General features: G+C 62.3%; 26 protein-coding genes. 15 read left to right on the plus strand and 11 right to left on the minus strand.

The genetic code is table 11. The annotated features are described in order from the left end of the window. Positions 1-40: 40 nt before the first annotated feature. The gene (locus EN808_RS07205) at positions 41-1,249 is read left to right on the plus strand and encodes an acyltransferase (protein WP_135864081.1); all 1,209 of its coding nucleotides are present in this window, start codon (positions 41-43) and stop codon (positions 1,247-1,249) included. 94 nt (positions 1,250-1,343) lie between these two features. Continuing rightward, positions 1,344-2,402: a glycerophosphodiester phosphodiesterase family protein gene (locus EN808_RS07210; RefSeq protein WP_135915445.1), complete on the plus strand. Its 1,059-nt coding sequence runs from the start codon at positions 1,344-1,346 to the stop codon at positions 2,400-2,402. 144 nt (positions 2,403-2,546) lie between these two features. Here EN808_RS07210 and rpsI read toward each other — a convergent pair whose 3' ends face one another. From rpsI to EN808_RS07230, 4 genes are all read right to left on the minus strand, one after another. Next, positions 2,547-3,029 (minus strand): 30S ribosomal protein S9, encoded by a 483-nt coding sequence (gene rpsI / locus EN808_RS07215; protein WP_010915637.1) that lies wholly within the window; start codon positions 3,027-3,029, stop codon positions 2,547-2,549. A 1-nt stretch (position 3,030) separates the two neighbouring features. Next, the gene (gene rplM / locus EN808_RS07220) at positions 3,031-3,495 is read right to left on the minus strand and encodes a 50S ribosomal protein L13 (RefSeq protein ID WP_010915638.1); all 465 of its coding nucleotides are present in this window, start codon (positions 3,493-3,495) and stop codon (positions 3,031-3,033) included. Between the two features lie 260 nt (positions 3,496-3,755). Continuing rightward, positions 3,756-4,400: a LysE family translocator gene (locus EN808_RS07225; protein WP_135864085.1), complete on the minus strand. Its 645-nt coding sequence runs from the start codon at positions 4,398-4,400 to the stop codon at positions 3,756-3,758. Between the two features lie 59 nt (positions 4,401-4,459). Beyond that, on the minus strand, positions 4,460-4,909 hold the full coding sequence (locus EN808_RS07230; RefSeq protein WP_135864088.1) for a PaaI family thioesterase: 450 nt from the start codon (positions 4,907-4,909) through the stop codon (positions 4,460-4,462). A 153-nt stretch (positions 4,910-5,062) separates the two neighbouring features. Here EN808_RS07230 and EN808_RS07235 point away from each other — a divergent pair, with 153 nt between their 5' ends. The 6 genes from EN808_RS07235 (at position 5,063) to EN808_RS07260 (ending at position 9,479) form a co-directional block, all read left to right on the plus strand. Next, on the plus strand, positions 5,063-5,887 hold the full coding sequence (locus EN808_RS07235; RefSeq protein WP_127869601.1) for an enoyl-CoA hydratase: 825 nt from the start codon (positions 5,063-5,065) through the stop codon (positions 5,885-5,887). A gap of 9 nt (positions 5,888-5,896) precedes the next feature. Continuing rightward, positions 5,897-6,319 carry a VOC family protein gene (locus EN808_RS07240; protein ID WP_127280154.1) on the plus strand — a complete coding sequence of 141 codons (423 nt, stop codon included), beginning with the start codon at positions 5,897-5,899 and terminating at the stop codon, positions 6,317-6,319. Positions 6,320-6,346: 27 nt separating this feature from the next. Continuing rightward, positions 6,347-7,129 (plus strand): AAA family ATPase, encoded by a 783-nt coding sequence (locus tag EN808_RS07245; protein WP_127280153.1) that lies wholly within the window; start codon positions 6,347-6,349, stop codon positions 7,127-7,129. Beyond that, positions 7,126-7,647: a CoA-binding protein gene (locus tag EN808_RS07250; protein WP_135915446.1), complete on the plus strand. Its 522-nt coding sequence runs from the start codon at positions 7,126-7,128 to the stop codon at positions 7,645-7,647. Before EN808_RS07245 ends, EN808_RS07250 begins: the two co-directional genes overlap by 4 nt. Positions 7,648-7,842: 195 nt before the next feature. Further along, positions 7,843-9,123: an O-acetylhomoserine aminocarboxypropyltransferase gene (locus EN808_RS07255; RefSeq protein WP_135915447.1), complete on the plus strand. Its 1,281-nt coding sequence runs from the start codon at positions 7,843-7,845 to the stop codon at positions 9,121-9,123. Between the two features lie 5 nt (positions 9,124-9,128). After that, positions 9,129-9,479, plus strand: a complete 351-nt coding sequence (locus EN808_RS07260) for a cupin domain-containing protein (RefSeq protein ID WP_135915448.1) — start codon at positions 9,129-9,131, stop codon at positions 9,477-9,479. Here the strand turns inward: EN808_RS07260 and EN808_RS07265 are convergent, their stop codons facing one another. Then, positions 9,480-10,544 (minus strand): hypothetical protein, encoded by a 1,065-nt coding sequence (locus EN808_RS07265; protein WP_135915449.1) that lies wholly within the window; start codon positions 10,542-10,544, stop codon positions 9,480-9,482. 22 nt (positions 10,545-10,566) lie between these two features. Further along, complete coding sequence (locus tag EN808_RS07270; RefSeq protein ID WP_135915450.1) at positions 10,567-11,817, minus strand: cytochrome P450; 1,251 nt, start codon at positions 11,815-11,817, stop codon at positions 10,567-10,569. A gap of 104 nt (positions 11,818-11,921) precedes the next feature. Between EN808_RS07270 and EN808_RS07275 the strand changes: the two genes are divergently transcribed. Further along, complete coding sequence (locus EN808_RS07275; RefSeq protein ID WP_135915451.1) at positions 11,922-13,025, plus strand: FAD-dependent oxidoreductase; 1,104 nt, start codon at positions 11,922-11,924, stop codon at positions 13,023-13,025. Positions 13,026-13,027: 2 nt separating this feature from the next. On the opposite strand, the gene EN808_RS07280 is transcribed toward EN808_RS07275, so the two are convergent. Then, on the minus strand, positions 13,028-13,621 hold the full coding sequence (locus EN808_RS07280; protein ID WP_135915452.1) for a hypothetical protein: 594 nt from the start codon (positions 13,619-13,621) through the stop codon (positions 13,028-13,030). A 334-nt stretch (positions 13,622-13,955) separates the two neighbouring features. Between EN808_RS07280 and clpP the strand changes: the two genes are divergently transcribed. The 4 genes from clpP (at position 13,956) to EN808_RS07300 (ending at position 19,311) form a co-directional block, all read left to right on the plus strand. Beyond that, on the plus strand, positions 13,956-14,585 hold the full coding sequence (clpP, locus tag EN808_RS07285; RefSeq protein ID WP_027028064.1) for an ATP-dependent Clp endopeptidase proteolytic subunit ClpP: 630 nt from the start codon (positions 13,956-13,958) through the stop codon (positions 14,583-14,585). A 296-nt stretch (positions 14,586-14,881) separates the two neighbouring features. Continuing rightward, positions 14,882-16,156 (plus strand): ATP-dependent Clp protease ATP-binding subunit ClpX, encoded by a 1,275-nt coding sequence (gene clpX / locus EN808_RS07290; RefSeq protein ID WP_023759839.1) that lies wholly within the window; start codon positions 14,882-14,884, stop codon positions 16,154-16,156. 274 nt (positions 16,157-16,430) lie between these two features. Continuing rightward, positions 16,431-18,842, plus strand: a complete 2,412-nt coding sequence (gene lon, locus EN808_RS07295) for an endopeptidase La (RefSeq protein ID WP_127869591.1) — start codon at positions 16,431-16,433, stop codon at positions 18,840-18,842. 196 nt (positions 18,843-19,038) lie between these two features. Continuing rightward, positions 19,039-19,311, plus strand: coding sequence for an HU family DNA-binding protein (locus EN808_RS07300; protein WP_015318196.1), 273 nt, complete (start codon positions 19,039-19,041; stop codon positions 19,309-19,311). 83 nt (positions 19,312-19,394) lie between these two features. Here the strand turns inward: EN808_RS07300 and EN808_RS07305 are convergent, their stop codons facing one another. Beyond that, the gene (locus tag EN808_RS07305; RefSeq protein ID WP_127869590.1) at positions 19,395-20,417 is read right to left on the minus strand and encodes an aldo/keto reductase; all 1,023 of its coding nucleotides are present in this window, start codon (positions 20,415-20,417) and stop codon (positions 19,395-19,397) included. Between the two features lie 190 nt (positions 20,418-20,607). On the opposite strand from EN808_RS07305, the gene EN808_RS07310 reads away from it, so the two are divergent. Beyond that, complete coding sequence (locus tag EN808_RS07310; protein WP_245511616.1) at positions 20,608-21,174, plus strand: SIS domain-containing protein; 567 nt, start codon at positions 20,608-20,610, stop codon at positions 21,172-21,174. 3 nt (positions 21,175-21,177) lie between these two features. After that, positions 21,178-21,921, plus strand: a complete 744-nt coding sequence (locus tag EN808_RS07315; RefSeq protein WP_135864106.1) for a creatininase family protein — start codon at positions 21,178-21,180, stop codon at positions 21,919-21,921. 42 nt (positions 21,922-21,963) lie between these two features. Here the strand turns inward: EN808_RS07315 and EN808_RS07320 are convergent, their stop codons facing one another. The 3 genes from EN808_RS07320 to EN808_RS07330 all read right to left on the minus strand — a co-directional run bounded on the left by EN808_RS07320 (position 21,964) and on the right by EN808_RS07330 (position 25,743). Beyond that, on the minus strand, positions 21,964-22,881 hold the full coding sequence (locus tag EN808_RS07320) for a carbohydrate ABC transporter permease (protein ID WP_027143632.1): 918 nt from the start codon (positions 22,879-22,881) through the stop codon (positions 21,964-21,966). 6 nt (positions 22,882-22,887) lie between these two features. Then, positions 22,888-24,009, minus strand: a complete 1,122-nt coding sequence (locus EN808_RS07325) for a sugar ABC transporter permease (RefSeq protein WP_127869588.1) — start codon at positions 24,007-24,009, stop codon at positions 22,888-22,890. 69 nt (positions 24,010-24,078) lie between these two features. Further along, positions 24,079-25,743: a sugar ABC transporter substrate-binding protein gene (locus EN808_RS07330; protein WP_127869587.1), complete on the minus strand. Its 1,665-nt coding sequence runs from the start codon at positions 25,741-25,743 to the stop codon at positions 24,079-24,081. Positions 25,744-25,959 lie beyond the last annotated feature (216 nt).

The following is a 25,959-nucleotide window of genomic DNA, read 5'->3' on the forward strand; positions in this document are numbered from 1 at the left end:
CGCCGCCCGGGCGCCACGGCAAGACAGGATTTGTATCATCATGACGCAGACCGCGTTTCTTAATCCGTCGGATGCCGTGGTGTCGACCCACGCCGGCACGATCGCCGGCGATCGCTTCCAGGTTCTCGATTCGTGGCGCGGCATCTGCGCGTTGCTGGTGGCGCTGTTTCATTTCCCGACCGCATCAGTGATCTCGCAGAGCAGCTTTATCGGTTCGTCCTATCTTTTCGTCGACTTCTTCTTCGTCCTTTCCGGCTTCGTCATCGCCTCCAGCTATGCCAATCGGCTGGGCCGGCCGGAAGAGGTCGCCCGCTTTGCCCTGGTCCGTTTCGGCCGCATCTATCCGCTGCATCTGGTCATGCTTGCCGCCTTTGCCGCCTTCGAATTGTTGCGGCTGATGCTGCCGCAATTGCATGGCACGGGGGCCGCTCCCTTCACCGGCGGCTTCGACCTCAAGAGCCTGGCTGCCAATCTCCTTCTGCTGCAAGGTGTCGGCTTCGAGGATCGGTTGACGTGGAATGCGCCAAGCTGGAGCATCTCGGCCGAGTTTTTCGCCTATCTCCTGTTTGCCGGCGTGGTCCTCATCGCCGGCGCACGCGCCTGGATATGGTTTGTCGCCGCCGCCGTCACCGCGCCGCTGTTCCTGCTCGGTTTCTCCACGCATCATATGGATGTGTCCTACGATTTCGGCTTCATCCGCTGCCTCTACGGCTTCTCGCTCGGCGCCCTGCTGGCCTGGTTTCAGCATGATTCCATTGCAGGGGCGCGACAGGTCCTGGTCACAAACGGCCCGCGGGTGAGCTGGACTCTTGCCGAAATCGTCATGGTGGCCGTCATCGTTCTTTTTGTCTCGCTGGCGGGCGACAATGATTTCGGCATCGCCGCGCCCCTGGTGTTCGCCCTGGCGTTGTTTCTGTTCGCCCATGAAGGCGGCTGGATCAGCGCGTTGCTCAGGACGCCCTTCATGCTGACGCTCGGCGCGCTGTCCTATTCGATCTACATGGTCCACATCTTCGTCCAGGCGCGCCTGATCAACGTCGCCGGGCTCGTCGAGCGCAAGCTCGGCCTCGGCTTGATTGGCGACATCGTGCTGCGTGGCGGGCCCGCGACAGGCTTTGGGCCCGGCTGGACAGGGACTGTAGCGATCGTCGTCATGCTCGCCGCCACCATCGCCGTGTCGTGGATCACATGGCGCCTGGTCGAAATGCCTGCAATGGCCTGGTTCCGCCGGCTCTCGAAACGCATCTGACCCGCATCGCCGGCCAACCGCTAGCCGGCTTCGTTCACCTGGATGTCACCGAGGTCGCCTATCCCCGGCTCGATCCGGCAAGGAGCGATTCTCGATGCGGACGATCTGGCTGAACCTTCTGCTTTCCACCGCGCTGGCGGCCTCCGCCGGCCAGGCCTTGGCCGGCGAAACACGAGCCAGGCAGATCCTCGACCGCTTCGAACATGCCAACCAGTGGCGCGACCATGTCATGGTGGCCGCGCACAGGGCCGGCAGCATGCAGGCCGGCAAGACGCTCTATGCGGAAAACTCGCTCGCGGCGGTTGAAGGTTCGATCGCGATCGGCGCCGAAATCGTCGAAGTCGACATCAGGCGCTCGAAGGACGGCGAGCTCATCGTCATGCATGACAGCTGGCTCGACCGTACGACGACCTGCAAGGGCGAAGTCATCAACTACACGCTGGCCGAATTGAAGAGATGCCGGCTGGTGATCGAGGGCACCCATGCCGTCACCAACGAGACCGTCTCGACATTGCGCGAAATGCTGATGACGACCAGGGACAGAATCCTCATCAATCTCGACAACAAGCTCGAAGTCGGCGACCTCCCGGGCATGATCGCGGTGGCTCGCGATCTCGGCATGGCCGAGCAGGTCATCGTCAAGGAAAACCTTTGGAACCAGAACAGGATCATCACGGTGAAAGCCGCCATGGCCGCGGCAGGCGGTGGCTTTCAGTTCATGCCGATCATTGCCGATGACGCCGTGCATGATGCCGGCTTCGCCTCGACGGTCGACCACGCTTTCGCGCCGGGCGCGATCGAGTTGATCAACTGGCGGGCGGGCGCCGAGACGTTGACCGAAACCGGCGGGCCGCTGTTTAGCACGCGTATGCGCGCCGAGGCGGTGAGGGGCGATTGGCATATTTGGGCCGACACCTATGCCATCGTCAACAAGCCGGGCGGCTTCCTGGCCGGCGGCCGCGGCGACGAACTGGCGGTCCAGGCCAGCTCGCCGCGCGAAGCCTGGGGCTTCTGGGCCGATCGCGGCGCCACCATCATCCAGACCGACGAGCCGAAGGCCGCGATCGCCTGGCTGGCGGCCAACGGTTATCGTGTGCCCTATGCCGACGAGAAGCGGCCGGCCGAACCGGCGCATACGGCCAGCATCAATTAGGACTGAAGCTGCCGATCTCCCTCTCGTGACAGTTGCCCGCCAGGTCGGAGGGCGCTGTCCCACGACCTGTCGATCACTCAAATCCGCGGCCCGAAAAACAAAGGCCGCCCGGAAGCGGCCTTTGATATCGGAAATTCGAAACGCTTAGCGCTTCGAGAACTGGAAGGAGCGACGGGCCTTGGCCTTGCCGTACTTCTTGCGCTCGACGACGCGGCTGTCGCGGGTCAGGAAGCCACCCTTCTTGAGCACGGCGCGCAGCGCCGGCTCGTAGTAGGTCAGCGCCTTGGAGATGCCGTGACGAACGGCACCGGCCTGGCCGGAGAGGCCGCCACCGACGACGGTGGCGACAATGTCGTACTGGCCCGAACGGTTGGACGCGATGATCGGCTGGTTGAGGATCATCTGCAGGACCGGACGCGCGAAATAGGTCGCGAATTCCTTGTCGTTGACGACGATCTTGCCGGAACCCGGCTTCACCCAGACGCGCGCGATGGCGTTCTTGCGCTTGCCGGTGGCATAGGCGCGGCCCGACTTGTCGAGCTTCTGGACATGGACGGGGGCCGCGGCCTGGGTGTTCGTGTTCCCGGTGGCGGCGCCCAGTTCTGCGAGCGAGGAAAGCTCAGCCATCTTATGCGACCTTCTTGTTCTTGGAATTCAGCTTGGCCACGTCGAGGACTTCTGGCTGCTGGGCGACATGCGGATGCTCCGCGCCTGCATAGACGCGCAGGTTCTTCATCTGGCGACGGCCGAGCGGGCCACGCGGAACCATGCGCTCAACGGCCTTCTCGACGACACGCTCGGGGAAACGGCCCTCGAGCAGCTGGCGCGCGGTGCGCTCCTTGATGCCGCCGGGGTGGCCGGTGTGCCAGTAATAGACCTTGTCGGTGAACTTCTTGCCGGTGAACACCACCTTGTCGGCATTGATGACGATGACATTGTCGCCGTCGTCGACATGCGGGGTGAAGGTCGGCTTGTGCTTGCCGCGAAGATGATTGGCGATGACAGTGGCAAGACGGCCGACGACGAGACCCTCGGCGTCGATCAGGATCCACTTCTTCACCACATCCGCAGGCTTCTGCGAAAAGGTTGTCATGTTTTCTGCTCTCGGTTTTGACCTTCACGGGGAAGGCGTTTCTTGTTGCTTGGATTGGCGAAAGACGCTTGTCATCAGCCAATAACAAAACGGCGGCCTTTGCGGGCCGCTGCTTCGTGAGGGCTTATAGGCGAGGGCGGTGGGTGCGTCAAGTATCGGTGGTGATTGAAGATCCGGAAAAACCTTTTAATTTCAAAGAGTAGATGAAACGGTATTATTTTACCTCACTAGCACGCTCGATTTGATAGCTTATATCCCGCTCACCGCCGCCCGCTCACGGCGGCAAGGAGGAGCCTGATGCCGATGGCGACCATCAGGGCTCCGCTCAGCCTTTGCTGCCAAATAAGGAGCGAGCTTCGGCGCGCCAGCCAGTCGCCGATCGCGCCGGAGGTCAGCGCGACAGCGCCGAGAACGACCATTCCCGTCATCTTCATGGTCGCGCCGAGAACGATGAACTGAAGCGCAGGTGACCCGGCCGACGGGTGAACGAATTGCGGCAGAACCGCAAGCATGAAAGCGAGCGTCGTCGGGTTGGTGAGGTTGCAGACCAAGCCCTGCCGGAAAGCGGCCGGTATGCTGCTCTTGGTGGCAAAGACGCCGCCATCTTCGCCCTGCCGGCGCGCCAACAGGAATTTGATACCGATGGCGATCAGATAGACCGCGCCGACGACCTGAAGGATGGAGTAGAGAGATGGCGAGGACGTGACTAGCGAGGCCAGTCCCATTGCGAGCAACGGAATCTGGACGACGCCGGCCGATACACATCCCGCCGCAGTCGACAGGGCATGGCGCCAGCCTTGCCCCACGCCGCGGCTGATCACCAGCATCATGTCGGGACCGACGCCCGAAAGTTGATAGGTGAGCACGGCAGCGAGGAACGCAAGGTAGGTTGTCACGTCGGGCATGCGGCAGAACGATCTAGTCGGCCGGGCGTTCCACGCAAAGCACGAACCGGCCTGGCAGCTTATCCCCGCTTCGGCGGGATCGAATAGGTGCCTGTCGCATGCGCCACTGTCTGTCCATCGGGGCCGGCGACGATGTCGATGTCGAACACCATCAGGCTCTTTCCTAGCTTCAGGATGCGGCAATGCCCGTCGATCGGCCCGGCCTCCGCCTTGCGCACGAAGTTGATGTTGAGGTTGGTGGTGACCGAGAGCGCATCCGGCCCTGCATGGCTGAGCACGCAGACATAACCGCCGATATCGGCCAGCGTGAACAGCGCGGGGCCGGACACCGTGCCGCCGGGGCGCAAATGCCGCTCGCCGGCATTGAGCCGCACGATACAGCCGCCGGGAAACACGTCGATCGCCTCATAAGCGGCGGAACTCTCATTGAGTTGCGGAAAGACGCTCTCCATCAACACGTTGATCTGCACTGCGGTCAGCACCGGCTTGAGGTTGGTCTGGGCGGGCATGTCGGTCTCTCGTTCTGCGCATGCTTGTATGGGCGCAGGCGGGCGTTTCTGGCAACATATACATCGCCCTGGCGCAAGCGATGGGTGTTGGACGAAACCCGATCCGATATTAGATACTCTGCCGGCACGACCGGAATCGCGGAGACCTTAGCCATGGCCGAAATCCTTGCCATCAAGCCTGCTGCCGCCGAAGAGGGCCCGGTCACGACAAGGCTGGACAAGGGCGTGCTGCGCCTGACGCTTGCCAATCCGCCCGCCAACGCCTTGTCGCTGGCGGTCATGGCGGCGCTGACGGCGGAACTCGACCGCGCCAGGGCCGACAAGGCCGTTCGTGTCATCGTACTCTCGGCGGCCGGCAAGGTGTTCTGCGCCGGCCATGACCTCAAGGAAATGACCGCGCGGCGCGCCGACGCCGATCGCGGCAAGGCCTTCTTCGAAGAGACCTTTGCCGCTTGCGCCACGCTGATGCAGACGATCGTGCGCCACCCCCTGCCTGTCATCGCCGAGGTGGATGGCCTGGCGACAGCCGCCGGCCTGCAACTGGTCGCGAGCTGCGACCTGGCCATCGCCTCGCATGAGGCGACCTTCTGCACGCCGGGCGTCAACATCGGCCTGTTCTGTTCGACGCCGATGGTGGCGCTGTCGCGCAACGTCTCGCGCAAGCAGGCGATGGAGATGCTGTTGACCGGTGAGACGATCGATGCGGCAACGGCCAAGGAATTCGGCCTCGTCAACCGCGTCGTGCCGCGTGAGTACCTGAATCAGATTGTCACCAAATACGCGCAAACCATTGCGTCCAAATCGTCCTTGGTCGTGAAGACCGGCAAGGAAGCCTTTTACGCGCAGGCCGAAATGGGGCTGGCGGATGCCTATGCCTATACCGGCCGCGTCATGGTCGAGAACATGCTGGCGCGGGACGCGGAAGAGGGCATCGGCGCCTTCATCGGCAAGCGCAAGCCGGAATGGACGGACGAATAGGACGGGAGCATGGAACCGCGCATCTCCATCATCACCATCGCCACCGACGATCTCGATCGCGCGGTGCGTTTCTACGAGGCGATGGGCCTGAAACGTCATGCCGGGATCACCGATGGTGTCGCCTTCTTCCAGATGGGCGGCGCCATCCTCGGCCTGTTCCCGCGCGCCAGCGCCGAGGAGGATTCCGGCGTCGCCTTCACCAAGGCGCCGTCAGCGGTCTACCTCGCCTACAACACTCGCTCCGATGCCGAAGTCGACGAGGTGCTCGCCATGGCTGAACAGGCCGGCGGCAAGATCGTCAAGCCGGCAGGCCGCGCGTTCTGGGGCGGCTGGTACGGCTATTTCGCCGATGCCGATGGACATGTCTGGGAAGTGGCGCACAATCCGGCCTTTCCAATCGCGGAAGACGGCACGATTTCGCTGCCCGAATGATGCAGCCCCGGCGATGCTGACCAAGTGATGGCCCACCGCAAGCAGCTGACGCGGCTGAAGGCACCCTATCTCAAACGCATCCTGCTCGACCCCGAGCGCGTGAACGATTGGGAAAAATACCCGTGGAACCTGCCGCTGTTTCGCGGCCACGCCTTCGAACTCGAATTCACCACGCCGATCACCATCATCGTTGGCGAGAACGGCACCGGCAAATCCACCTTGCTCGAGGCGATCGGGGCGCTGGCCGGTTACGACGAGGCCGGCGGCGGCAAGGGTTACCGGCCGGTCGACCATTCCAGCGCCATCGACAAGAGTGGCGCCGCGCTGGCGAACACGTTCCGTGGCCATTGGCTGCCGAAGGTCACCGCCGGCTGGTTCTTCCGCGCCGAATCCTTCTATTCCGTCGCCCGCTATCTCGATCAGGCGGCGCTGGAAGACCCGTTCGGGCCGCCTCCGCCTGACTTTCTCTCCTGGTCGCATGGCGAGGGGTTTATCCGTTTCTTCGAGGAACGCTGCCGCAGGCAAGGCATCTACATACTCGACGAGCCTGAAAGCGCGCTGTCGCCTTCGCGCCAGATCGAACTGCTCAAGATGCTGCGGCGCATGGACCAGTCGGGCACCGCGCAAGTGATCATGGCGACGCACTCGCCGCTGCTGATGGCCTGTCCCGGCGCGCGGCTGTTCCGCATCAGCAGGTTCGGGCTTGAGCCCGCCGACTTTCGCGATACGGACCATTTCCGCATGCTGCGCGATTTCAGCAATGACCCGGATGGTTTTCTCACCGAGGCGTTGTATGAGGACGAGGCATGAATCACGATAGCTACGACAACACCTACATCGGCGGCATCCTCAATTCGGTGAAGACCATCGCCATGGTCGGGGCGTCGGCCAATGACGTCAGGCCAAGCTATTTCGTGCTCAAATACCTGCTGGCCAAGGGGTTTTCGGTGTTTCCGATCAATCCTGGCCAGGCCGGCAAGGAAATCCTTGGCCGGATGACCTATGCCAGGCTGGCCGACATTCCGGAGCCGATCGACATGGTCGACATCTTTCGCGCGCCGGCGGCGGTGCCAGGCATCGTCGACGAGGCGTTGCGGCTCGTTCCCTTGCCGAAAGTCATCTGGATGCAGCTTGGCGTGCGCCATGACGAGGCAGCCGCGCGCGCCGAGGCCGCCGGCATCAAGGTGGTGATGAACCGCTGCCCCAAGATCGAATACGGCAAGCTCTCCGGCGAGATCGGCTGGACCGGGGTCAATTCCGGGGTGCTGTCGTCGAAGAAGCCGCTGATGCGCCAGGGCTTCCAGAGTTTTGGCGTCCGCCAGAAGTGACGTGATCCGGGATTGCTTTTTGGCAAGAGATTCCAGTCCACTGCCGGCGCGCAAAAATTTTTCCGGGAAGCGATTGAGTTTCCCGCGCGTTCATCGCGGATCGCACGCCGAAAGGTATTTTCTTCTTTGCATTCCAGGCCGCGCTTCGCCAAGAATGCCCGGCGAATTTTGAGAAAGTTCTTGAGGGAGGTTTCCGTGACCCGTACGCCCGGTTTCAATACGCTCGCCGTCCATGCCGGCGCCAAGCCCGATCCGGCCACCGGCGCGCGCGCCACGCCGATCTACCAGACCACGTCCTTCGTCTTCGACGATGCCGACCATGCCGCCTCTCTCTTCGGCCTGAAGGCCTTCGGCAACATCTACACCCGCATCATGAACCCGACGCAGGCGGTGCTTGAAGAGCGCGTCGCCGCACTCGAAGGCGGCACGGCTGCCCTTGCTGTGGCATCCGGCCACGCCGCGCAGGTGATCGTGTTCCACAATCTGATGCAGCCGGGCGACAATTTCGTCGCCGCCAACAAGCTTTACGGCGGTTCGATCAACCAGTTCGGGCACGCCTTCAAGAATTATGGCTGGGAGGTGCGCTGGGCCGACACCAATGACGTCTCGACCTTCGAAAGCCAGATCGACGACAGGACCAAGGCGATCTTCATCGAGAGCCTGGCCAATCCGGGCGGCACCTTCGTCGATATCGAGAAGATCGGCGACATCGCCCGCAAGCACGGCCTGCCATTGATCGTCGACAATACGCTGGCTTCGCCCTATCTCATCCGCCCGATCGAGCACGGCGCGGATATCGTCGTCCATTCGCTGACCAAGTTTATCGGCGGGCACGGCAATTCGATCGGCGGCGTGATCGTCGATGGTGGCACTTTCGACTGGTCGAAATCGGGCAAGTACCCGATGCTGTCGGAACCGCGCCCCGAATATGGCGGCCTCGTACTGCACGAAACCTTCGGCAATTTCGCTTTCGCCATCGCCGCCCGCGTGCTCGGCCTGCGCGATCTCGGCCCGGCAATCTCGCCTTTCAACGCCTTCCTCATCCTGACCGGCCTCGAAACCTTGCCGCTGCGCATGCAGCGCCACTGCGACAACGCGATCACGGTCGCCGGCTGGCTGTCCAACCACCCCAAGGTCGCCTGGGTGAATTATCCCGGCTTGCCCGGCGACAAGAACAATGCGCTGCAGAAGAAATATTCGCCGCTGGGCTCGGGCGCCGTGTTCACCTTCGGCCTCAAGGGCGGCTACGAGGCGGGCATCAAATTCGTCGAGGCACTCGAACTCTTTTCGCATCTGGCCAATGTCGGCGACACCAAGTCGCTGGTCATTCACCCGGCATCGACCACGCACCGCCAGCTTTCCGACGAGCAGAAGGTCAAGGCCGGCGCTGGCCCGGACACGGTGCGGCTGTCCATCGGCATCGAGGATGTCTCCGACATCGTCGCCGACCTCGAACAGGCACTTGCCAAGGTTTGATTGCCATGGCCGAGCCAAAATTCCTTGCCGTCGGCATTGACACCGTCGATGCCGAATCCGGCGCGCCCGCGCCGGATCGTCTGATCTCCGGCGATCCGAAATTCCGCACCTGGAATGTCGAGGAGCGCGACGGCGGCCTCTATGCCGGCATCTGGGAATCGACTCCCGGCAAATGGCGCATCGTCTATGACGAATGGGAGTTCTGCCACATTCTCTCAGGCGTCTCGGTGATCGCGGAAGAGGGCGGAGAGGCGCGCACGGTCAAAGCCGGTGACAGCTTCGTGCTGCGGCCGGGCTTCAGGGGAAGCTGGGAAGTGCTTGAAACGACTCGCAAGGAGTATGTGATCAAGCTTTGATCATTTCGCCGGGAACTGGGCGAGGCACGCGTCCGAGGCCTTGTCGTGAGCGGCCAGCAATTCGCTGTCCTGCGCATCGATGTCCGCGTCCGATATCTCGTCGCGATAATATTGCGCCAGGAGATCCATCCCTGTTTGCGTGACGCCCTGCGTCGGCAGCTCGCGGGCAAGGCAGCCGCACAGGCCAAGCGCGCGGTCCGGCGAACCGGTCTTCCGGTTGGTCAGGATGAAGTTCTGCGCTGGACAGGCGTCGAGGAAGGCATCGAAGTCAAGTTTCTGCTGCTGCTGGTCGCCATGGTTGAAATAGGCCGGCTGCCACTGGCTTTTGCCGCTGACGACGTCGCAGCCGGTGCCGACATCCTCCGCATCCTTGACCAGCGCCTGCCACGGCTTTTCCCTGTCACCGGTCGGATAGACAAAGTTTTCGCCGAAAGAGGCCGCATAGGTGTCGAGATCGGCCTGTGCAAAGCCGATCGTCTGGAACCGGTTGAACTGGCACTGGCATTCGCTGGTCACCCGTTCAGCCTCACCCTCTTCGGGCTGTTCGCTCGATTTGTTTTTTCGGCAGGCCGCGATAAAGGCAGTGCCGTCGAGCGAAGAAGCCGGAAAAGTCGAGCTGTCGGCATAGCGCTCACCGTTCCAACTGGCCAGCGTCTGGTTGAGCTGCAGGTCAATAAAGCCTTTGCGCTTGAAGGCGCCGAGCCCGACCTTGGCCGGGTCCGTCAGCCTGGCGCCCGGAATGTCGCCCAGCACCTCGCGATAGCCGTCGCCCTCCAGCACGAACAGGAACAACCCGCACTTGACCCCGTCGCAGGCGGGATCCTGCACATAGACATAGATCTCGGAAAATCCGTCGAGGTTGAAATCGACCTCATAGGCGCCGAACCTCTCCGCCGGCACTTTCGCGCCAATCTGGCGTTCGAGCAGCACGCCGGCCAGTTTCCTGGCGATGGCGTCACTGTTTTGCTGCGGGATATTCTCCGGCTGCTGGGCCATGGCACCAGCCAGGCAGCCGAGCAGAATCGTCACGGCGAGCGCGATCGCGCCTCTCGAAAACAATCTCATAGCAAGCCCCAGCCCACTATGGTCAGAAGCGCACGGAGAGCGCCTCCAGCCCATGGAAGTGGTAAGTGTCGCGGAAGCGGGGCTGTTCGGCAAGATGGAGTTGTGGGTGCCGCTCGAACAAAGTCTTCAGCGAAACCTGGAGTTCGAGCCGGGCGAGCGGCGCGCCGATGCAGAAATGAATGCCCGCGCCGAACGACACGTTCTTCTGGTCCGGTCGGCCGGGCTGGAAGGCAAGGGGGTCGGCGAAGGCGTACGGGTCATGATTGGCCATGCCGAGCAAAAGCCCGATCGTCTGGCCCGGCCGCACGACGATGCCGGGCGCGATTTCGATCTCCTCATAGGCATAGCGCATGAACATGTGCAGCGGCGCGTCGAAACGCAGGCATTCCTCGACCGTCGCCGCAGTCGTTTCCGGTGAGGTGAAGAAGCGGCGCGGGTCGCCGCCTTGCGCCAGGATGGAATAGACGGCATTGCCGGTCTGGTGCACGGTTGCTTCATGGCCGGCGTTGAGCAGCAGGATGGCCGAGGAGACCAACTCGTCCTCGGACAGCCTCTCACCGTCTTCCTGGGCCGAGATCAGCAGCGACAGCAGGTCGTCGCCCGGGTTCTTGCGCCGCTCTGCAACATAGCCGCGCAGGAAGTCCGAGAACTCGCCCGCCGCCCGGTTGGCCGTGTCCTCGGTCTCGCGTGTGCGGCCATGGATGTACATGGCGACCATCTGATGTGACCAGTCGAGCAGTTGCGGTCCCATCTCGACCGGCACGCCGAGCATTTCGGCGATGATTGTGATCGGCAGGGGCGAAGCAAAGGCCGGCAGGAGGTCGACGGCCTTGCCTGGGTCGAAACGGTCGATCAATTCGTTGGCGAGCGCCTCGACACGCGGCCGCAACCGTTCGACCTGACGCGAGACGAAGGCACGGTTGACCAACGTCCTCAGCCGCGTGTGCACCGGCGGCTCCAGTTCCAGCATCGAATTGGCTTCGATGCCGTCGAATGCCTTGAGATGGGTTCTATCCTGACCGACACCCCGGCTGTCGGGAATGCCGGCCGGGTTCTGGCGGCCGAAGCGGCGGTCGCGCAGCAGTTTGTTGACGTCGCCGAAGCCGCCAAAGCACCAGAAGCCGAATTCTTCCCAGTAGAACGCATTCGATGCGTCGTGCAGGAAGCCGTAGGCCTCGTACGGATTCAGGAAGAAGGCCGGCTCGCGCGGGTCGAGCCTAAGCCGGCGAGTGGCTGGATCAAAGGCCAGATAGGAGAGCGTCGGTTTGGTCATGCCAGACCCATAGCGCGGCTTGCCAGTCCGGTTCCAGACCGTATGTTGCGTGCGGCAGCCCGATTGATTGAGCCAGCCAGTAGGGTCGCGGAAAGTCTGAACGGATGAATGTGATTGTTGTCGGCGCGGGTATCGCGGGTCTCTCCACGGCGTGGTCGCTGGTCAAGGCAGGCCACGCCGTGTCGATCGTCGAGCAGGGGCCGATCCCCAATCCGCTGGCGGCATCGGGCGACCATCACCGCATCATCCGCCGGGCCTATCGCGCGGGAACCGGCTATGGGCGGCTGATCACCGAGGCCTATGAGGCCTGGGACGAGATGTGGGCCGATCTCGGCGAGAACCACCTCGATGCGCGCGGCTTCGTCTGCGTTTCGCGCGAGCCCGGCGATGAGGCCGAGGAATACCGTGAGGGTCTGGAAGAGGGAAATTTCCCTTTCGAACTGCTGGAACCGGACGCAGCCGTCGAGCGCTGGCCGTTCTTCGAGGCTGGCTCGTTCCGCTATGCCTATTTCTCGACGGAAGGCGGCGCACTGCATTGCCGCAAGATAGCAGCCGGGCTGGCCATATGGTTGCGTGCCAACGGAGCCAATGTCTACGAGCACAGCAAGGTGACGGAGATCGATGCCGAGGCCGGCCATATCGTGCTGGAAAGCGGCGAGACGATGCAGGCCGACCGCATCGTCGTAGCCGCTGGCGCCTGGGTGCTGAAGCTATTCCCTGAGCTCGGCGGCGAATTGAGGACCTTTCGCACCGCGCTCGCCTATGTCGAACCGCCTGCCGATCTCAAGGCGGCATGGGAGGCTGCGCCCGTCATTCTCGATGTCGGCGGCAAGACCGACGGCTACATGATCCCGCTCACCCGGGGCGCCGGCATGAAGTTCGGTTCGGGCCTGCACAAGGTGCCGACCAGCAACGCCGATTGGAACCGCGAGCCGGTGTCGGGCGAGGGCGAGGTGATCCGCAACCTGTTTTCGCCGCCGATCGCCCGCATCGATGAGTACAAGGTGACCGAAGTGGTCACCTGCGCCTACACTTTCACCGATGACGAGAAATTCCTGGCACATGAGACCGGCAAGTGCGTGATCGTCTCTGCCTGTTCCGGTCACGGCTACAAATTCGGCGCGGCAGTGGGGCGCCGTGTTGCCAAAGCCATTGGCGATGGCGATATCGCCGGTCTCAAGGCCTGGCTGCGGGCCGAGGTGGCCTAACCCTAGTCCTGGCAGTGCCTGGGAATATGCACGCGCCGCCAGCCGGACGAACCTTCGCGCACCAGCACGCGGCGCGCGACGGTCTGGTAGGAAGCGGGAACATCGATGACGCGCCTTTGCTCGGGCCGCACCAGCACCTCCTCGGCGATGCTGTCATATTGCGCCGGAATGACGACGCGGCGCGTGCGTTCGGGCTGGATCACCACCGTCTCGGCGACGCGTTCGTAGCGTGCCTTGTGCCAGACCTTGCACAGCACGCGGCGGCCATGGATGACGCGCCATTCCCAGGAATAGCCGCCGCCATCGGCCCTGACGGTGTGGTAGACGGTCCGGGTGATTGCCGGCACCACTTCATACCGAACCTGGGCCGGCACGGTCATCACCACGCGCTCCCGCGTGCCGTAGATCGGCGGGTCATAGTCGACGACCTGCTGGCCGGGAGGGCTGATCATGACGTCCTCGTAGACCGTGTCATAGACATCGGGTGTGCGGACGGGCTCGTAGCATTCGACGGCGCGGCCGCCGGCCGCCGTCTGCGAAATCGAGCCGAGCAGGGTCAGCCCGGCAATGGCGAAGCGTGCGGTTTTCCCAGACATGGCACTCCCCGTTTGAACTGCAGGCAAAAGTTCAACGCTGAATTGTAGGGGAAGCCGTTGCGGAGAAAAGCGGTTTCGGCGCATTTCGTTAAGCGACGAGGTTAAGAAACTACTACTTGCGGGGGCTGGCTCGGTATTTCGGGTCGGCGTGGCATCAGCTGCTGCTAATCCTTGCCGGGAAGCTTGATTCGACTTACCCAGATGGCTAGGACGGGTCGGCCTTGCACAAGGATGAGCCGGCATCCTATTTACATCTTGACGATCCAGAACCGATTCTGCCCGAGCTGCCAGCCTGTCCGGCGCCGGAATCCCACCGCGAGACAAGAGATATCGAATGAAGAACCCCGTCGAAACCTACATGAACCTCGTTCCGATGGTGGTCGAACAGACCAATCGCGGCGAGCGGGCCTACGACATTTTCTCGCGCCTCCTCAAGGAGCGCATCATTTTCATCACCGGTCCGGTCGAGGACGGCATGGCGACGCTGGTCTGCGCGCAGCTCCTGTTCCTCGAAGCCGAGAACCCGAAAAAGGAAATCAACCTCTACATCAACTCGCCGGGTGGCGTCGTCACCTCGGGCATGGCGATCTACGACACCATGCAGTTCATCAAGCCGGCCGTGTCGACGCTGTGCATCGGCCAGGCGGCCTCGATGGGCTCGCTGCTCCTGACCGCGGGCCACAAGGACATGCGTTTTGCCACGCCGAACGCACGCATCATGGTTCACCAGCCGTCCGGCGGCTTCCAGGGCCAGGCGTCGGATATCGAGCGTCATGCCCAGGACATCATCAAACTGAAGCGTCGCCTCAACGAGGTCTATGTCAAGCACACCGGCAAGAGCTATGACGAGATCGAGAAGACCCTCGACCGCGACCATTTCATGACCGCCGACGAGGCCAAGGATTTCGGCCTGATCGACAAGGTCATTTCGTCGCGCGAGGCGGCTGAGGGAGCGTTGGCATAAAGGCTGGGTGGCAGTTGGATGGCACCATCACGCGCTTTTGGCGTGTCTTGCGTCATTTCGGCCACAATTGGCTGTTCCCTCGGAGGTCGGGATTGCCTACGTTAAGGCAATGTTGATTTTCGACGGCTTAGCTTTGCGTGGGGAAGCTGCGAATCATTGCCACGTTTTCTGATTTGTGTTTCGTACGGAATACGTTGCGGGGAGCCGGAAGACTGGCGGCGGCGGATTCCCGCGATAAATAGAGTATGCGCCCTTTCAGCCAGACCATCGGCGGGCGGCCATGAAAGGACATGAAAATGAGCAAGGTCGGCAACAACAGCGGTGATTCCAAGAACACGCTTTATTGCTCGTTTTGCGGCAAAAGCCAGCACGAGGTGCGCAAGCTGATCGCCGGCCCAACGGTGTTCATCTGCGACGAGTGCGTCGAGCTGTGCATGGACATCATCCGCGAGGAGAACAAGACCTCGATGGTGAAGTCGCGCGAGGGCGTGCCGACCCCGCAGGAGATCCTGAAGGTTCTCGACGACTACGTCATCGGCCAGCCTTACGCCAAGCGCGTGCTGTCTGTGGCCGTGCACAACCACTACAAGCGCCTCGCGCATGCCGGCAAGAACAACGATGTCGAACTGGCCAAGTCCAACATCCTGCTGATTGGCCCGACCGGCTGCGGCAAGACGCTGCTGGCGCAGACGCTGGCCCGCATCATCGACGTGCCCTTCACCATGGCCGACGCCACGACGCTGACCGAGGCCGGTTACGTCGGCGAGGACGTCGAGAACATCATCCTCAAGCTGTTGCAGTCGGCCGACTACAATGTCGAGCGCGCCCAGCGCGGCATCGTCTACATCGACGAAATCGACAAGATTTCGCGCAAGTCCGACAATCCCTCGATCACCCGCGACGTGTCGGGCGAGGGCGTGCAGCAGGCGCTGTTGAAGATCATGGAAGGCACTGTCGCTTCCGTGCCGCCGCAGGGCGGCCGCAAGCACCCGCAGCAGGAGTTCCTGCAGGTCGACACCGCCAACATCCTGTTCATCTGCGGCGGCGCCTTTGCCGGCCTGGACAAGATCATCTCGGATCGCGGCAGGAAGACCTCGATCGGTTTTGGCGCCATCGTCGCGTCGCCGGAGGATCGCCGCACGGGTGACGTTTTCCGCCTGGTCGAGCCCGAGGATCTGTTGAAATTCGGCCTCATTCCGGAGTTCGTCGGTCGTCTGCCGGTCCTGGCGACGCTGGAGGATCTCGACGAGCCGGCATTGATCCAGATCCTGACCGAGCCGAAGAACGCGCTGGTCAAGCAGTATCAGCGCCTGTTCGAAATGGAAAATGTCGACCTGACCTTCCACGAGAACGCGCTTTCTGCGATCGCCAAGCGCGCTATCGAGCGCAAGACCGGCGCGCGCGGCCTGCGTTCGATCATGGAAGCGATCCTGCTCGACACGATGTTCGAACTGCCCGCGCTCGAAGGCGTGCGCGAGGTGGTGATCTCGGAAGAAGTGGTGACCGGCAGCGCCAGGCCGCTCTACATCTATTCCGAACAGAAGGAAAAGAAGGGCAATGTCAGCGCCTGATATGGCACTTGGCCCTATATTTTTGTGGAACGGCGCCCTTGCGGCGCCGTTTTGCTGTGACGGGTATACGGCCTGAGCGATGGAGTGGATTTGCGGACGATGTTAACTCTTGATCTTTGCCCCGCTTGCATCCACCTAACACCAGAAGGCCGAGGTGCCCGATTTCTGTGCTGTAAAACTCCCGTCACAAACGGTGGTAGGCGGAACGATCCCCGGTCGTTAATATAAGATTCGCGGTTGGCCTGATGGTGGCCGCGACATGAAAGGTTGGACAATGGCCAAAATATCCAAGGCTCCCAGCGACGGCGTCTTCGCAGTCCTCCCACTGCGCGACATCGTGGTGTTCCCGCACATGATCGTTCCGCTCTTTGTCGGGCGTGAAAAGTCGATCAAGGCGCTGGAAGAGGTGATGGGTCAGGAAAAGCAGATCCTGCTCGCCACCCAGATGAATGCCGCCGATGACGATCCCGAGCCCGATGCGATCTTCGACATCGGCACGCTCGCCAATGTGCTGCAATTGCTGAAGCTGCCCGACGGCACCGTCAAGGTTCTGGTCGAGGGCGCCTCGCGTGCGAAAATCGTCTCCTTCACCGACCGTCCCGACTTCCACGAGGCCAAAGCCACGGCGCTGGTCGAGCCGGAAGAGGAAGAGGTCGAGGTCGAGGCCCTGGCCCGCTCGGTCGTCACCGACTTCGAGAACTACGTCAAGCTGAACAAGAAGATCTCGCCCGAAGTGGTGGGCGCCGCCAGCCAGATCGACGACTATTCCAAGCTCGCCGACACGGTTGCCTCGCATCTCGCCATCAAGATTCCTGAAAAGCAGGAAATGCTGGCCACGCTTTCCGTCAAGGAGCGGCTGGAAAAGGCAATGGGCTTCATGGAAGCCGAAATCTCCGTCCTGCAGGTGGAGAAGCGCATCCGCTCGCGCGTCAAGCGCCAGATGGAGAAGACGCAGCGCGAATACTACCTCAACGAGCAGATGAAGGCGATCCAGAAGGAGCTCGGCGAGGGCGAGGACGGCCGCGACGAAGCCGCCGAGATCGAGGCGCGCATCAAGAAGACCAAGCTCTCCAAGGAGGCCCGCGAAAAGGCGGAAGCCGAGTTGAAGAAGCTGAGGACGATGTCGCCGATGTCGGCTGAATCGACCGTCGTGCGCAACTATCTCGATTGGCTGCTGTCGATCCCGTGGGGCAAGAACTCCAAGGTCAAGCAGGACCTGGCCTACGCGCAGAACGTCCTCGACACCGATCACTTCGGCCTCGACAAGGTCAAGGACCGCATCGTCGAGTACCTTGCCGTGCAAAGCCGCCAGAAGAAGCTGAAGGGGCCGATCCTGTGCCTCGTCGGCCCTCCCGGCGTCGGCAAGACCTCGCTCGGCAAGTCGATAGCCAAGGCAACCGGCCGCGAATTCATCCGCATGGCGCTCGGCGGCGTGCGTGACGAGGCCGAGATCCGTGGCCACCGGCGCACCTATATCGGCTCGATGCCCGGCAAGGTCATCCAGTCGATGAAGAAGGCAAAGAAGTCCAACCCGCTCTTCCTGCTCGACGAGATCGACAAGATGGGCCAGGACTTCCGTGGCGACCCGTCATCGGCGCTGCTCGAGGTGCTCGACCCCGAACAGAACTCGACGTTCATGGACCATTACCTCGAGGTCGAATACGACTTGTCGAGCGTGATGTTCGTGACGACGGCGAACACGCTGAACATCCCTGCGCCCTTGATGGACCGCATGGAGATCATCCGTATCGCCGGCTACACCGAGGACGAGAAGATCGAGATCGCCAAGCGGCACCTGATGCCGAAGGTGATCCGCGATCATGCGCTGCAGCCGAAGGAGTTCTCCGTCGGTGAGGACGCGATCCGCGCCATCATCCAGACCTACACCCGCGAAGCGGGCGTCAGAAGCCTGGAGCGCGAGCTGATGAAGCTCGGGCGCAAGGCGGTGACCGAGATCCTGAAGACGAAGAAGAAGACGGTGAGCATCACGGCGGCGAATCTCGCCGACTATCTCGGTGTTCAGCGCTACCGCTTCGGCCAGGTCGAGGCTGACGATCAGGTCGGTGTCGTCACCGGGCTTGCCTGGACGGAAGTCGGCGGCGAGCTGCTGACGGTCGAAGGTGTCATGATGCCCGGCAAGGGCCGCATGACGGTGACCGGCAATCTGCGCGACGTGATGAAGGAATCGATTTCGGCGGCGGCCTCCTATGTCCGTTCGCGCGCCATCGATTTCGGTATCGAGCCGCCGCTGTTCGACAAGCGCGACATCCACGTGCACTTGCCGGAAGGCGCCACGCCGAAAGACGGTCCGTCCGCGGGCGCGGCCATGGCCACGGCCATTGTGTCGGTGCTGACGGGTATTCCGGTGCGGGCCGATGTGGCGATGACTGGCGAGATAACGCTTCGCGGCCGCATCTTGCCGATCGGCGGCCTGAAGGAGAAGTTGCTCGCCGCACTGCGCGGCGGCATCAAGAAGGTGCTGATCCCGGAAGACAACGCCAAGGACCTGGCGGAGATTCCGGACAACGTGAAGAACGGCATGGAAATCATTCCGGTTTCACGCGTCGGTGAGGTGTTGCGCCACGCGCTGGTGCGGATGCCGGAGCCGATCGAATGGGTCGAACCGGTCAATCCGCCGGCCGCGACCGATAGTGCCGACGATGCCGGAAAGTCGCTTGCGCATTAGTTTTTTCTAAGGTTGCAGCGCACAAACAGAAAGCCGGGCCTCGCGCCCGGCTTTTTCATGTGAAAAACCCCGGAATTCCGGGCTTTTTCCGCTTTTTTCCTGCCTTTTCGACTTGGTTGCGGGAACGCTTCTTTCTAAAGTCCGTTTCCTGCCGGATGAGTCGTAAGTTCCGGTGTTCTCATGGAAGGGAATTTTTATGAACAAGAACGAACTGGTGTCCGCTGTCGCCGACGCCGCGAGCATTTCGAAGGGTGACGCGCAGTCGGCGGTCGATGCAGTGTTTTCTGTCATCTCCGGCGAACTGAAGAAGGGCGGCGATGTACGGCTTGTCGGCTTTGGCAATTTCACCGTGTCAAAGCGCGCTGCGTCCACCGGCCGCAACCCCCAGACCGGCGCCGAAGTGAAGATCCCGGCGCGCACCGTGCCGAAGTTCTCGGCCGGCAAAGGCCTCAAGGACGCCGTCAACTAAGCGCGTTTTATTTCAAAAAACCAGAAAAGCCGGGCTTGCCCGGCTTTTCATTTTTGGACACGTATCTCCCGATCGGAAGCTCCTCAAACTGTCGGGGCGTCGGCGCGCATCAGGCCCTCTTGCTTGAGATCGGCCCAGAGCGCTGCGGGGACTTTCGCATCCAGCAGCGACCGATTGCTCTCGACTTCGCCCGGGCGCTGACCGCCAGGGATGACTGAAACCACCGAAGGGTGCAACAGCGGGAACTGCAGGGCGGCTTCGATCAGCCTGATACCGTGGCGTTTGCAGACGGCCTCGATGCGCGTCACCTGGTCGATGACATCCTGCGGCGCTTCGGAATAGTTGTAATAGGCGCCGGGCTTCGGTCCGGTCGCCAGGATGCCGGAATTGTAGGGGCCGCCGAGAACGATGCCGATGCCGCGTTTTTGGCAAAGCGGCAGGAAAGACGTCAGCGCCTCCTGTTCCAGCAGCGTATAGCGCCCGGCAAGCAGGAACAGGTCGAAATCGCCGCGCTCGGCCAGGGCCTGCGCAACCTGCCACTCGTTGATGCCGCCGCCGAATGCCTTGATGACGCCCTGGTCGCGCAAGGCGAGCAGGCCATAATAGCCCGAGCGCATGAACTCATCGATGCGCTGGTCGGATGCCTCCTTGCTGCCATGGGTGAAGATGTCGACATCGTGCACGAACAGGATGTCGATGCGGTCGACGCCCAGCCGCTCCAGCGAGGCCTCGAACGAGCGCATGACACCGTCATAGCTGTAATCGTAGACCTCCTTGCGCGACGGCGTGTCGAAGAACTTGCCGATGCCGGTGCGCTCCTCGGGCGGGCAGGCGCGCATGATGCGGCCGACCTTGCTCGACAGCACATAGTCGTCGCGCTTCCTGGAGCGCAGGAACGGGTTAAGGCGCGTTTCCGACAGGCCGAGCCCATAGAGGGGCGCGGTGTCATAGTAGCGGCAGCCGGTCGCCCAGGCGGCCTCCAGCGTCGCATTGGCGTCCTCGTCGGAGACCGCGCGGTAAAGATTGCCGAGCGGCGCCGTGCCGAAGCCCAACTCCGTGAAGGTGATGCCGCCATTGCCGATGCGGTCGAAATTCCGTGTCTTCATATCCTGCCCGTTTGCCTTGCTGATTTGTCTGACATGACACTATCATGCTCGTGGCTCGGCAAAAGCGCCGCTGAGCGTTGGACACGCATTTTCGCGGTTGCTAGCATGAACGAAATCAAGCTGTTCCGGGGAAAAGCGTGATCGGGAATTGCCAATCATCTTCGATTGCCGGCACGGCGGTGGCGCCGCCGTGAACAACTCCGGCTCGCAGATGTTCAAGACCGCGCTCGACGAGCTTGGCGCGGTGTTGGCGCGCGTCGATGGCGACCGGATCGACGCCGCCTGCGGGATGCTGGTTGGTGCCAGGCAGATCGTCGTCTATGGCTGCGGCCGCGAGGCCTTGCAGGTGAAGGGCTTCGCCATGCGGCTCTATCATCTGGGCCTGCCGGTTTCGGCCGTCGGCGACATGACCACGCCGCCGGTAGGGCAGGGCGACGTCTTCCTTGTCAGTTCCGGGCCCGGCGAAACCTCGACCGTACTCACCCTGATGCGCATCGCGCGTGAGGCAGGCGCGACCGTCCTACTCGTGACCGCCCAGGCGGGCGGCAGCGCCGCAAGCCTGGCCGATCTGACGTTGCTGGTGCCGGCGCAGACCATGGCCAACGACCAGGGATCGCAAAAGACGTCGGTGCTGCCGATGGGCTCGGTTTTCGAGGGTGCGTTGTTCCTGCTATTCGAGATCATGGTGCTGAAACTCAGGGAATTGACCGCGGCCTCGCCTGAAGCCATGCGCGCCCGCCACACCAACATGGAATAGATCATGCGCTATGAACTGATGCTGCCGCACCAGATCCGCAAGGCGATCGCGCAGAATTGGCCGGTCGCACTGCCGCTCGGCGTGTTGGAATATCATGGCGAGCACATGGCTGTTGGCATGGACACACTGGCCGTCATCAAGACGCTGGAGCTGTTCGAAAAGGAGAGCGACATCGTCATCCTGCCGCCCTTCTACTATGGCGCGGCGAGCTATGCCGTGGTGCCGCCGGAAGGCAGCGGCTCGGTGCAGGTCGGCGGCAATCAACTGGCGCCGTTCGGCGAGGAGCTGTTCTACAGCCTGCTGCGTATCGGCTTTCGCAACATCCACGCCATCATTCATCACCAGACCGAGAATTTCGCTGCCGGCATGCCGACCGATCTCGCTTTCAAGACCGCCGGCAGACAGGCGATCTTCCGCTTTCTCGAGAAGCAGCGCGGCGAGGGCTGGTGGGGCTCCGACACCATGGCCGACTACTATGCCGGACATGCCGCGGGCGAGAATTTCTTCAACTGGGTGCAGGTGCATCCGCTGATGCCGGCCGCGATGAACGGCAAATATCCTTTCGACCATGCCGGCATCGGCGAGACATCGCTGATGCTGGCGCTATGTCCGGAGGGGGTGGATGCCGCGCGTTTCGAGGACAATACGGGCTGGTATACGGCGAGTGCCAAGGAGGCGTCAGTGGAGTTGGGGCAAAAGGGTGTCGCCATGATCATGGATCACCTCAGGGCGATCCTGAGGCGCTAACGCGGGTTCTTCCTTGTCCCCCTGTGGGAGAAGGAAAAAACGCTACTTCACCGCACCAGCCGTCATGCCCATGATCAGGTAGCGCTCCAGCGCGATGCCGATGACGGCAAGCGGCGCGATGGCGGCGGTGGCAAGGGCGGCCATCGACCACCAGTTGATGCCTTGCGAGCCCGTCTGGCTGGCAACCATGACCGGGATTGTCTTGGCGTCCGTCGAGGTCAAAAGGGCGGCGAAGAAATACTCGTTCCAGCACAGCACCATCGCCAGGATGAAGGCTGCCACCATGCCTGGCAGCGCGATCGGCATGACGATGCGGAAAAAGGCGCCCCAGATCGACAGGCCGTCGACGAGGGCTGCTTCCTCCAGCTCGACGGGGATGGAATTGAACTGGTCACGCATGATCCAGATGACGATCGGCAGCACCATCAGCGTGTAGAGCAGGATCAGCCCGATACGCGTATCGAGCAGCCCGACTTCGCGGTAGAGCACCAGGAACGGCAAGGCCAGCACCACCGGCGGCAGGATCAACTGCGACAGGAAGAAGAAGGAGATGTCCTCGTTCTTGAACCAGGCGAAATGGTAGCGATAGCGGGTCAGGCCATAGGCGGCGAGGCTGCCGATAATGATCGCCAGGCTCGACGCCCCAACCGAGGTGATGACCGAATTCATGAAGCGCTTGAGGAACTCGTCGCGCACGGTCGATGTCTGGAAGATCGAGTCCGGCGACAGGCCAAGCGATCGCCAGCCTTTCCAATCCGGCTGGAAGTCGACAAACGGGATCAGGTGGCCCTGGGTGACATCCACCGCCGTCTTGAACGATGTGGTGATGGTCCAATAAATCGGAAACAGGCAGATGAAGCCCCAGCAGGCGAGCGCGCCGTAAATGAAGACGCGGCTGGCGACGAAGCTCGCCGGCGAGCGGATTTCGGATGCGACGTAGTCGGTGGTCTGAACGCTCATCTTGCCCTAATTCACATTGCGCACGAAACGGCTGGCGAATTTCAACAGCCAGGTCACGAACACTACGATGATGACGAGATAGGCCATCGCCAGCATGGTGCCGTAGCCGACATTCGAGCGGTCTCGGTACTCGCGGTAGATGAAGCTCGACACCGAATCGGTGGCGCCGCCCGGACCGCCCGAGGTGACCGTGATGATGATGTCGGCAAGCTTCAGCTTGAAGATGATGCGCAGGATCACCGCCGTTACCGACACCGGCAGCATCAGCGGGAAAGTGACCTGCCAGAAGGTCTGCCAGGCCGTGGCGCCATCGACACGTGCCGCCTCCAGCACCTCGCGCGACATCGCCTGCAGCCCCGCCAGCAGCATGATCATCATGAATGGAATGAAGGTCCAGGCGTCCAGCAGCATGATCGAGATGCGGGCGGTGATCGGGTTCGAGAAGAAGGCCGGGTCTTCCCAGCCGAGATGGCGCGCCAGCGTCGCCGCCGGTCCAAAGCGATATTCCATCAGCGACTTGCCGATCATCCACGAGACCGCAACGGGCGACAGCATCAGCGGCATCAGGAACACCACCCGGAAGAATTTTCGGGCACGAATCTGCGCGTTGAGCAGCAGCGCCAGGCCAAAGGCCACGACATATTCGACCAGCACCGCCAGCACGTAGAGGACCATGTTGAACAGGGCGTTGCGGTAGTAGGGATCGGCGAGCATCTGCCAGAAATTGTCGAGCCCGTTGAACCTGCGACCGCTAAAGGAGCTGAGGTTCCAGTCGGTGAGCGCGATGTAGAAGCCGAACAGCGTCGGGAAGATCACCATGGCGATGGTGAACAAAAGAGCGGGCAGCAGGAACAGCGCGCGCTGGCCGTCCTCGCCGCGTGTCAGAACCTGGCCGATGCCGATCGCCACGCCCCACAGCACATAGGCGTAGACCACGGGCCGCCATGTCTCGAAGCCGATCGTATCGACCTCGGTCTTGTAGAGGATCTGCAGCACGATCGTTGCCAGCAGGCCGAGCGTGGCAATCGCCATCAGCGCCCAGCCCAAACGCCGGCGGCCTGGCGGGATCAGATCATGGGGGGCGGCGTCTGCCGGCCACCGGGTCGCGGTCGAAGTCTGGTCAGCCACAAATCTCGCCCGTTTGGAAGGGAAGGCTGTGGTCCGGCGTTGCCGCCGGACCACGGTTCAAAGGGCAGCTTACATGCCGAGCGAGGCCTTGTAGAGCTTGACCTGCTTGTCACGGCCGATCTGGTCGGTGAGCTTCTCCCAGGCGGCTGCGATGGCGTCGGCGCCTTCCTGCGCCTTCATCTTGCCGGCGAAGGTGTTGGCCAGGATATCCTCGGCGGCGCTGTAGTACTGGAAGATGCCGGGGATGCGCGGCTCGATTGCCGCGTTGGGATGGTTGTAGCTGTCGCCTTCCGACTTCAGGTACGAGGTGATGAAAGCCTCGTCGTAGCCGGCCGCCACCCATTCGGGAATGTCGAAATGGGAGTTGCGATAGGGCTGGAAGCCCGACGGATACATCGCCGTCCAGATCGACAGGTCCTTGCCGCCGAGATGGGCGGCCGCCGACCATGCCGCCTTCTTCTTCTTCTCGTCGCTATCGACGCGGGCCATGACATAGACGCCCCAGCCGAGATAGGCGCAGTTGGGCGAATAGTTCGGGCCGCTGGCGAGCTTCTCCCACTTGCCGGTCTTGGAGTTGTAGACGTCGTCGGAGCCCGGCAGGATCGAGAAGCCGGTGACGTCGCCGATAACCGAGCTATCGTTGGTCTTGACGTTCGAGCCGACGTCGCCCCACCAGGGGATCATCGAGCCGGTGCCGGCCAGGAACTGCTGGAAGGCGGTGGTGTTCGGATCGGCATTGATCTGGTCGGCGGGTTCCGACGGCAGGGCATCGATGACGTCCTGGATGGCGCGTACCCAGGCCGGATTGTTGACGCGCGGCTTCATCGTGTCGGCGTCGAACAGCCAGGCCTTGTCGTCGGGATGCTTGGCGTAGGCGGTGGCGCGGCTGCCGAGGAAGTAGAAGCCGAAACCGCCCCAGGGCTTGGGCGCGTCGAGATAGCCATAGACATCCTGGCCCTTGAACTTCTTGCCCTTGAGGAACTTGGTCACGGCCTGAACCTCTTGCCAGGTCTTCGGCACGCCCCATTCGCTCGTCGCTCCGCTATCCTTCCACTGCTTGGCGAGGTCGGCGTCTGCAAACACGTCGGTGCGGTAGTTGAAGTTGTGCGCGTCACCATCGATGGTGACCCGATACTGCTTGCCATCCCAGGTGCCGACGGGCGGCTTGAGGTAGTTGACGAGATCGTCGAAGTCGATCTGTTTCTTGACCCAGTCGGGCATCTCCGAAGTCAGGCCCTTGCCGCAGACGTCGCCCTCGAACGGCGCGCCCATCTCGATGATGTCGAAATCGACGGTGCCGGTGGCGATCGACTGCTGCAGCCGGGCGTTGTAGTCGGCCTGCGCCAGATCGATCCAGCTGATCTTGGCGCCGGTATAGGTCTCCCATGGCTTCAGGAAACCACGGAACAGCACATTGTGCAGGTTCTGGTTGTTGAGGCCCATGAAGGTGAGCTCGACGCCGGCGAACTCGCCTTCCTTGACATTGGCCTTGGTCGCCTCGAGGCAAAGCTCGCCGACCTTCTGGAAGTCGGCGTCGGTCGGCTGGCCTTTGCCAACCCCGGGGATCTGCAGGATCTTCGAGCGCAGTTCGCTTGCGGCGGAAGCCGGGCGCGTCAGGGCGCCAAGCCCGGCGCCGGATGCGGCCGCGATCGCGGCCATCGAGGCCGCGCCCTTCAATATGTCGCGCCTTGTCGCGCCGGCACGGACCAGTTTGTCGTAAAGACCTACTCGCATGGACTATTCCTCCCAGAACGTTAGTCGTGAATCGAAGTGCCAATCGTGCCGGGCGCTGGCCTTGTTCAGAAGCGAAACCAGGACCCCAACCTGCGTCGCCTCGCGTTCCGTTTTTTCGGATAGAGTACCGGCGTTCGGATTGGCGCTCGTCACTATTCTCACAACCAAACGCCGTGTCAACGAGGACGGGTTCTTATCTATAAGGGACCGACTTGC

Source organism: Mesorhizobium sp. M8A.F.Ca.ET.165.01.1.1, assembly GCF_004792065.1.
Classification (GTDB): Bacteria; Pseudomonadota; Alphaproteobacteria; order Rhizobiales; family Rhizobiaceae; genus Mesorhizobium.

Bases quoted from the DNA above. Each gene is read 5' to 3' on its own strand.
- EN808_RS07205 (WP_135864081.1), top strand. From the start codon at position 41: ATGACGCAGACCGCGTTTCTTAATCCGTCGGATGCCGTGGTGTCGACC.
- EN808_RS07210 (WP_135915445.1), top strand. From the start codon at position 1,344: ATGCGGACGATCTGGCTGAACCTTCTGCTTTCCACCGCGCTGGCGGCC.
- rpsI (WP_010915637.1), bottom strand. From the start codon at position 3,029: ATGGCTGAGCTTTCCTCGCTCGCAGAACTGGGCGCCGCCACCGGGAAC.
- rplM (WP_010915638.1), bottom strand. From the start codon at position 3,495: ATGACAACCTTTTCGCAGAAGCCTGCGGATGTGGTGAAGAAGTGGATC.
- EN808_RS07225 (WP_135864085.1), bottom strand. From the start codon at position 4,400: ATGCCCGACGTGACAACCTACCTTGCGTTCCTCGCTGCCGTGCTCACC.
- EN808_RS07230 (WP_135864088.1), bottom strand. From the start codon at position 4,909: ATGCCCGCCCAGACCAACCTCAAGCCGGTGCTGACCGCAGTGCAGATC.
- EN808_RS07235 (WP_127869601.1), top strand. From the start codon at position 5,063: ATGGCCGAAATCCTTGCCATCAAGCCTGCTGCCGCCGAAGAGGGCCCG.
- EN808_RS07240 (WP_127280154.1), top strand. From the start codon at position 5,897: ATGGAACCGCGCATCTCCATCATCACCATCGCCACCGACGATCTCGAT.
- EN808_RS07245 (WP_127280153.1), top strand. From the start codon at position 6,347: ATGGCCCACCGCAAGCAGCTGACGCGGCTGAAGGCACCCTATCTCAAA.
- EN808_RS07250 (WP_135915446.1), top strand. From the start codon at position 7,126: ATGAATCACGATAGCTACGACAACACCTACATCGGCGGCATCCTCAAT.
- EN808_RS07260 (WP_135915448.1), top strand. From the start codon at position 9,129: ATGGCCGAGCCAAAATTCCTTGCCGTCGGCATTGACACCGTCGATGCC.
- EN808_RS07265 (WP_135915449.1), bottom strand. From the start codon at position 10,544: ATGAGATTGTTTTCGAGAGGCGCGATCGCGCTCGCCGTGACGATTCTG.
- EN808_RS07270 (WP_135915450.1), bottom strand. From the start codon at position 11,817: ATGACCAAACCGACGCTCTCCTATCTGGCCTTTGATCCAGCCACTCGC.
- EN808_RS07275 (WP_135915451.1), top strand. From the start codon at position 11,922: ATGAATGTGATTGTTGTCGGCGCGGGTATCGCGGGTCTCTCCACGGCG.
- EN808_RS07280 (WP_135915452.1), bottom strand. From the start codon at position 13,621: ATGTCTGGGAAAACCGCACGCTTCGCCATTGCCGGGCTGACCCTGCTC.
- clpP (WP_027028064.1), top strand. From the start codon at position 13,956: ATGAAGAACCCCGTCGAAACCTACATGAACCTCGTTCCGATGGTGGTC.
- clpX (WP_023759839.1), top strand. From the start codon at position 14,882: ATGAGCAAGGTCGGCAACAACAGCGGTGATTCCAAGAACACGCTTTAT.
- lon (WP_127869591.1), top strand. From the start codon at position 16,431: ATGGCCAAAATATCCAAGGCTCCCAGCGACGGCGTCTTCGCAGTCCTC.
- EN808_RS07300 (WP_015318196.1), top strand. From the start codon at position 19,039: ATGAACAAGAACGAACTGGTGTCCGCTGTCGCCGACGCCGCGAGCATT.
- EN808_RS07305 (WP_127869590.1), bottom strand. From the start codon at position 20,417: ATGAAGACACGGAATTTCGACCGCATCGGCAATGGCGGCATCACCTTC.
- EN808_RS07315 (WP_135864106.1), top strand. From the start codon at position 21,178: ATGCGCTATGAACTGATGCTGCCGCACCAGATCCGCAAGGCGATCGCG.
- EN808_RS07320 (WP_027143632.1), bottom strand. From the start codon at position 22,881: ATGAGCGTTCAGACCACCGACTACGTCGCATCCGAAATCCGCTCGCCG.
- EN808_RS07330 (WP_127869587.1), bottom strand. From the start codon at position 25,743: ATGCGAGTAGGTCTTTACGACAAACTGGTCCGTGCCGGCGCGACAAGG.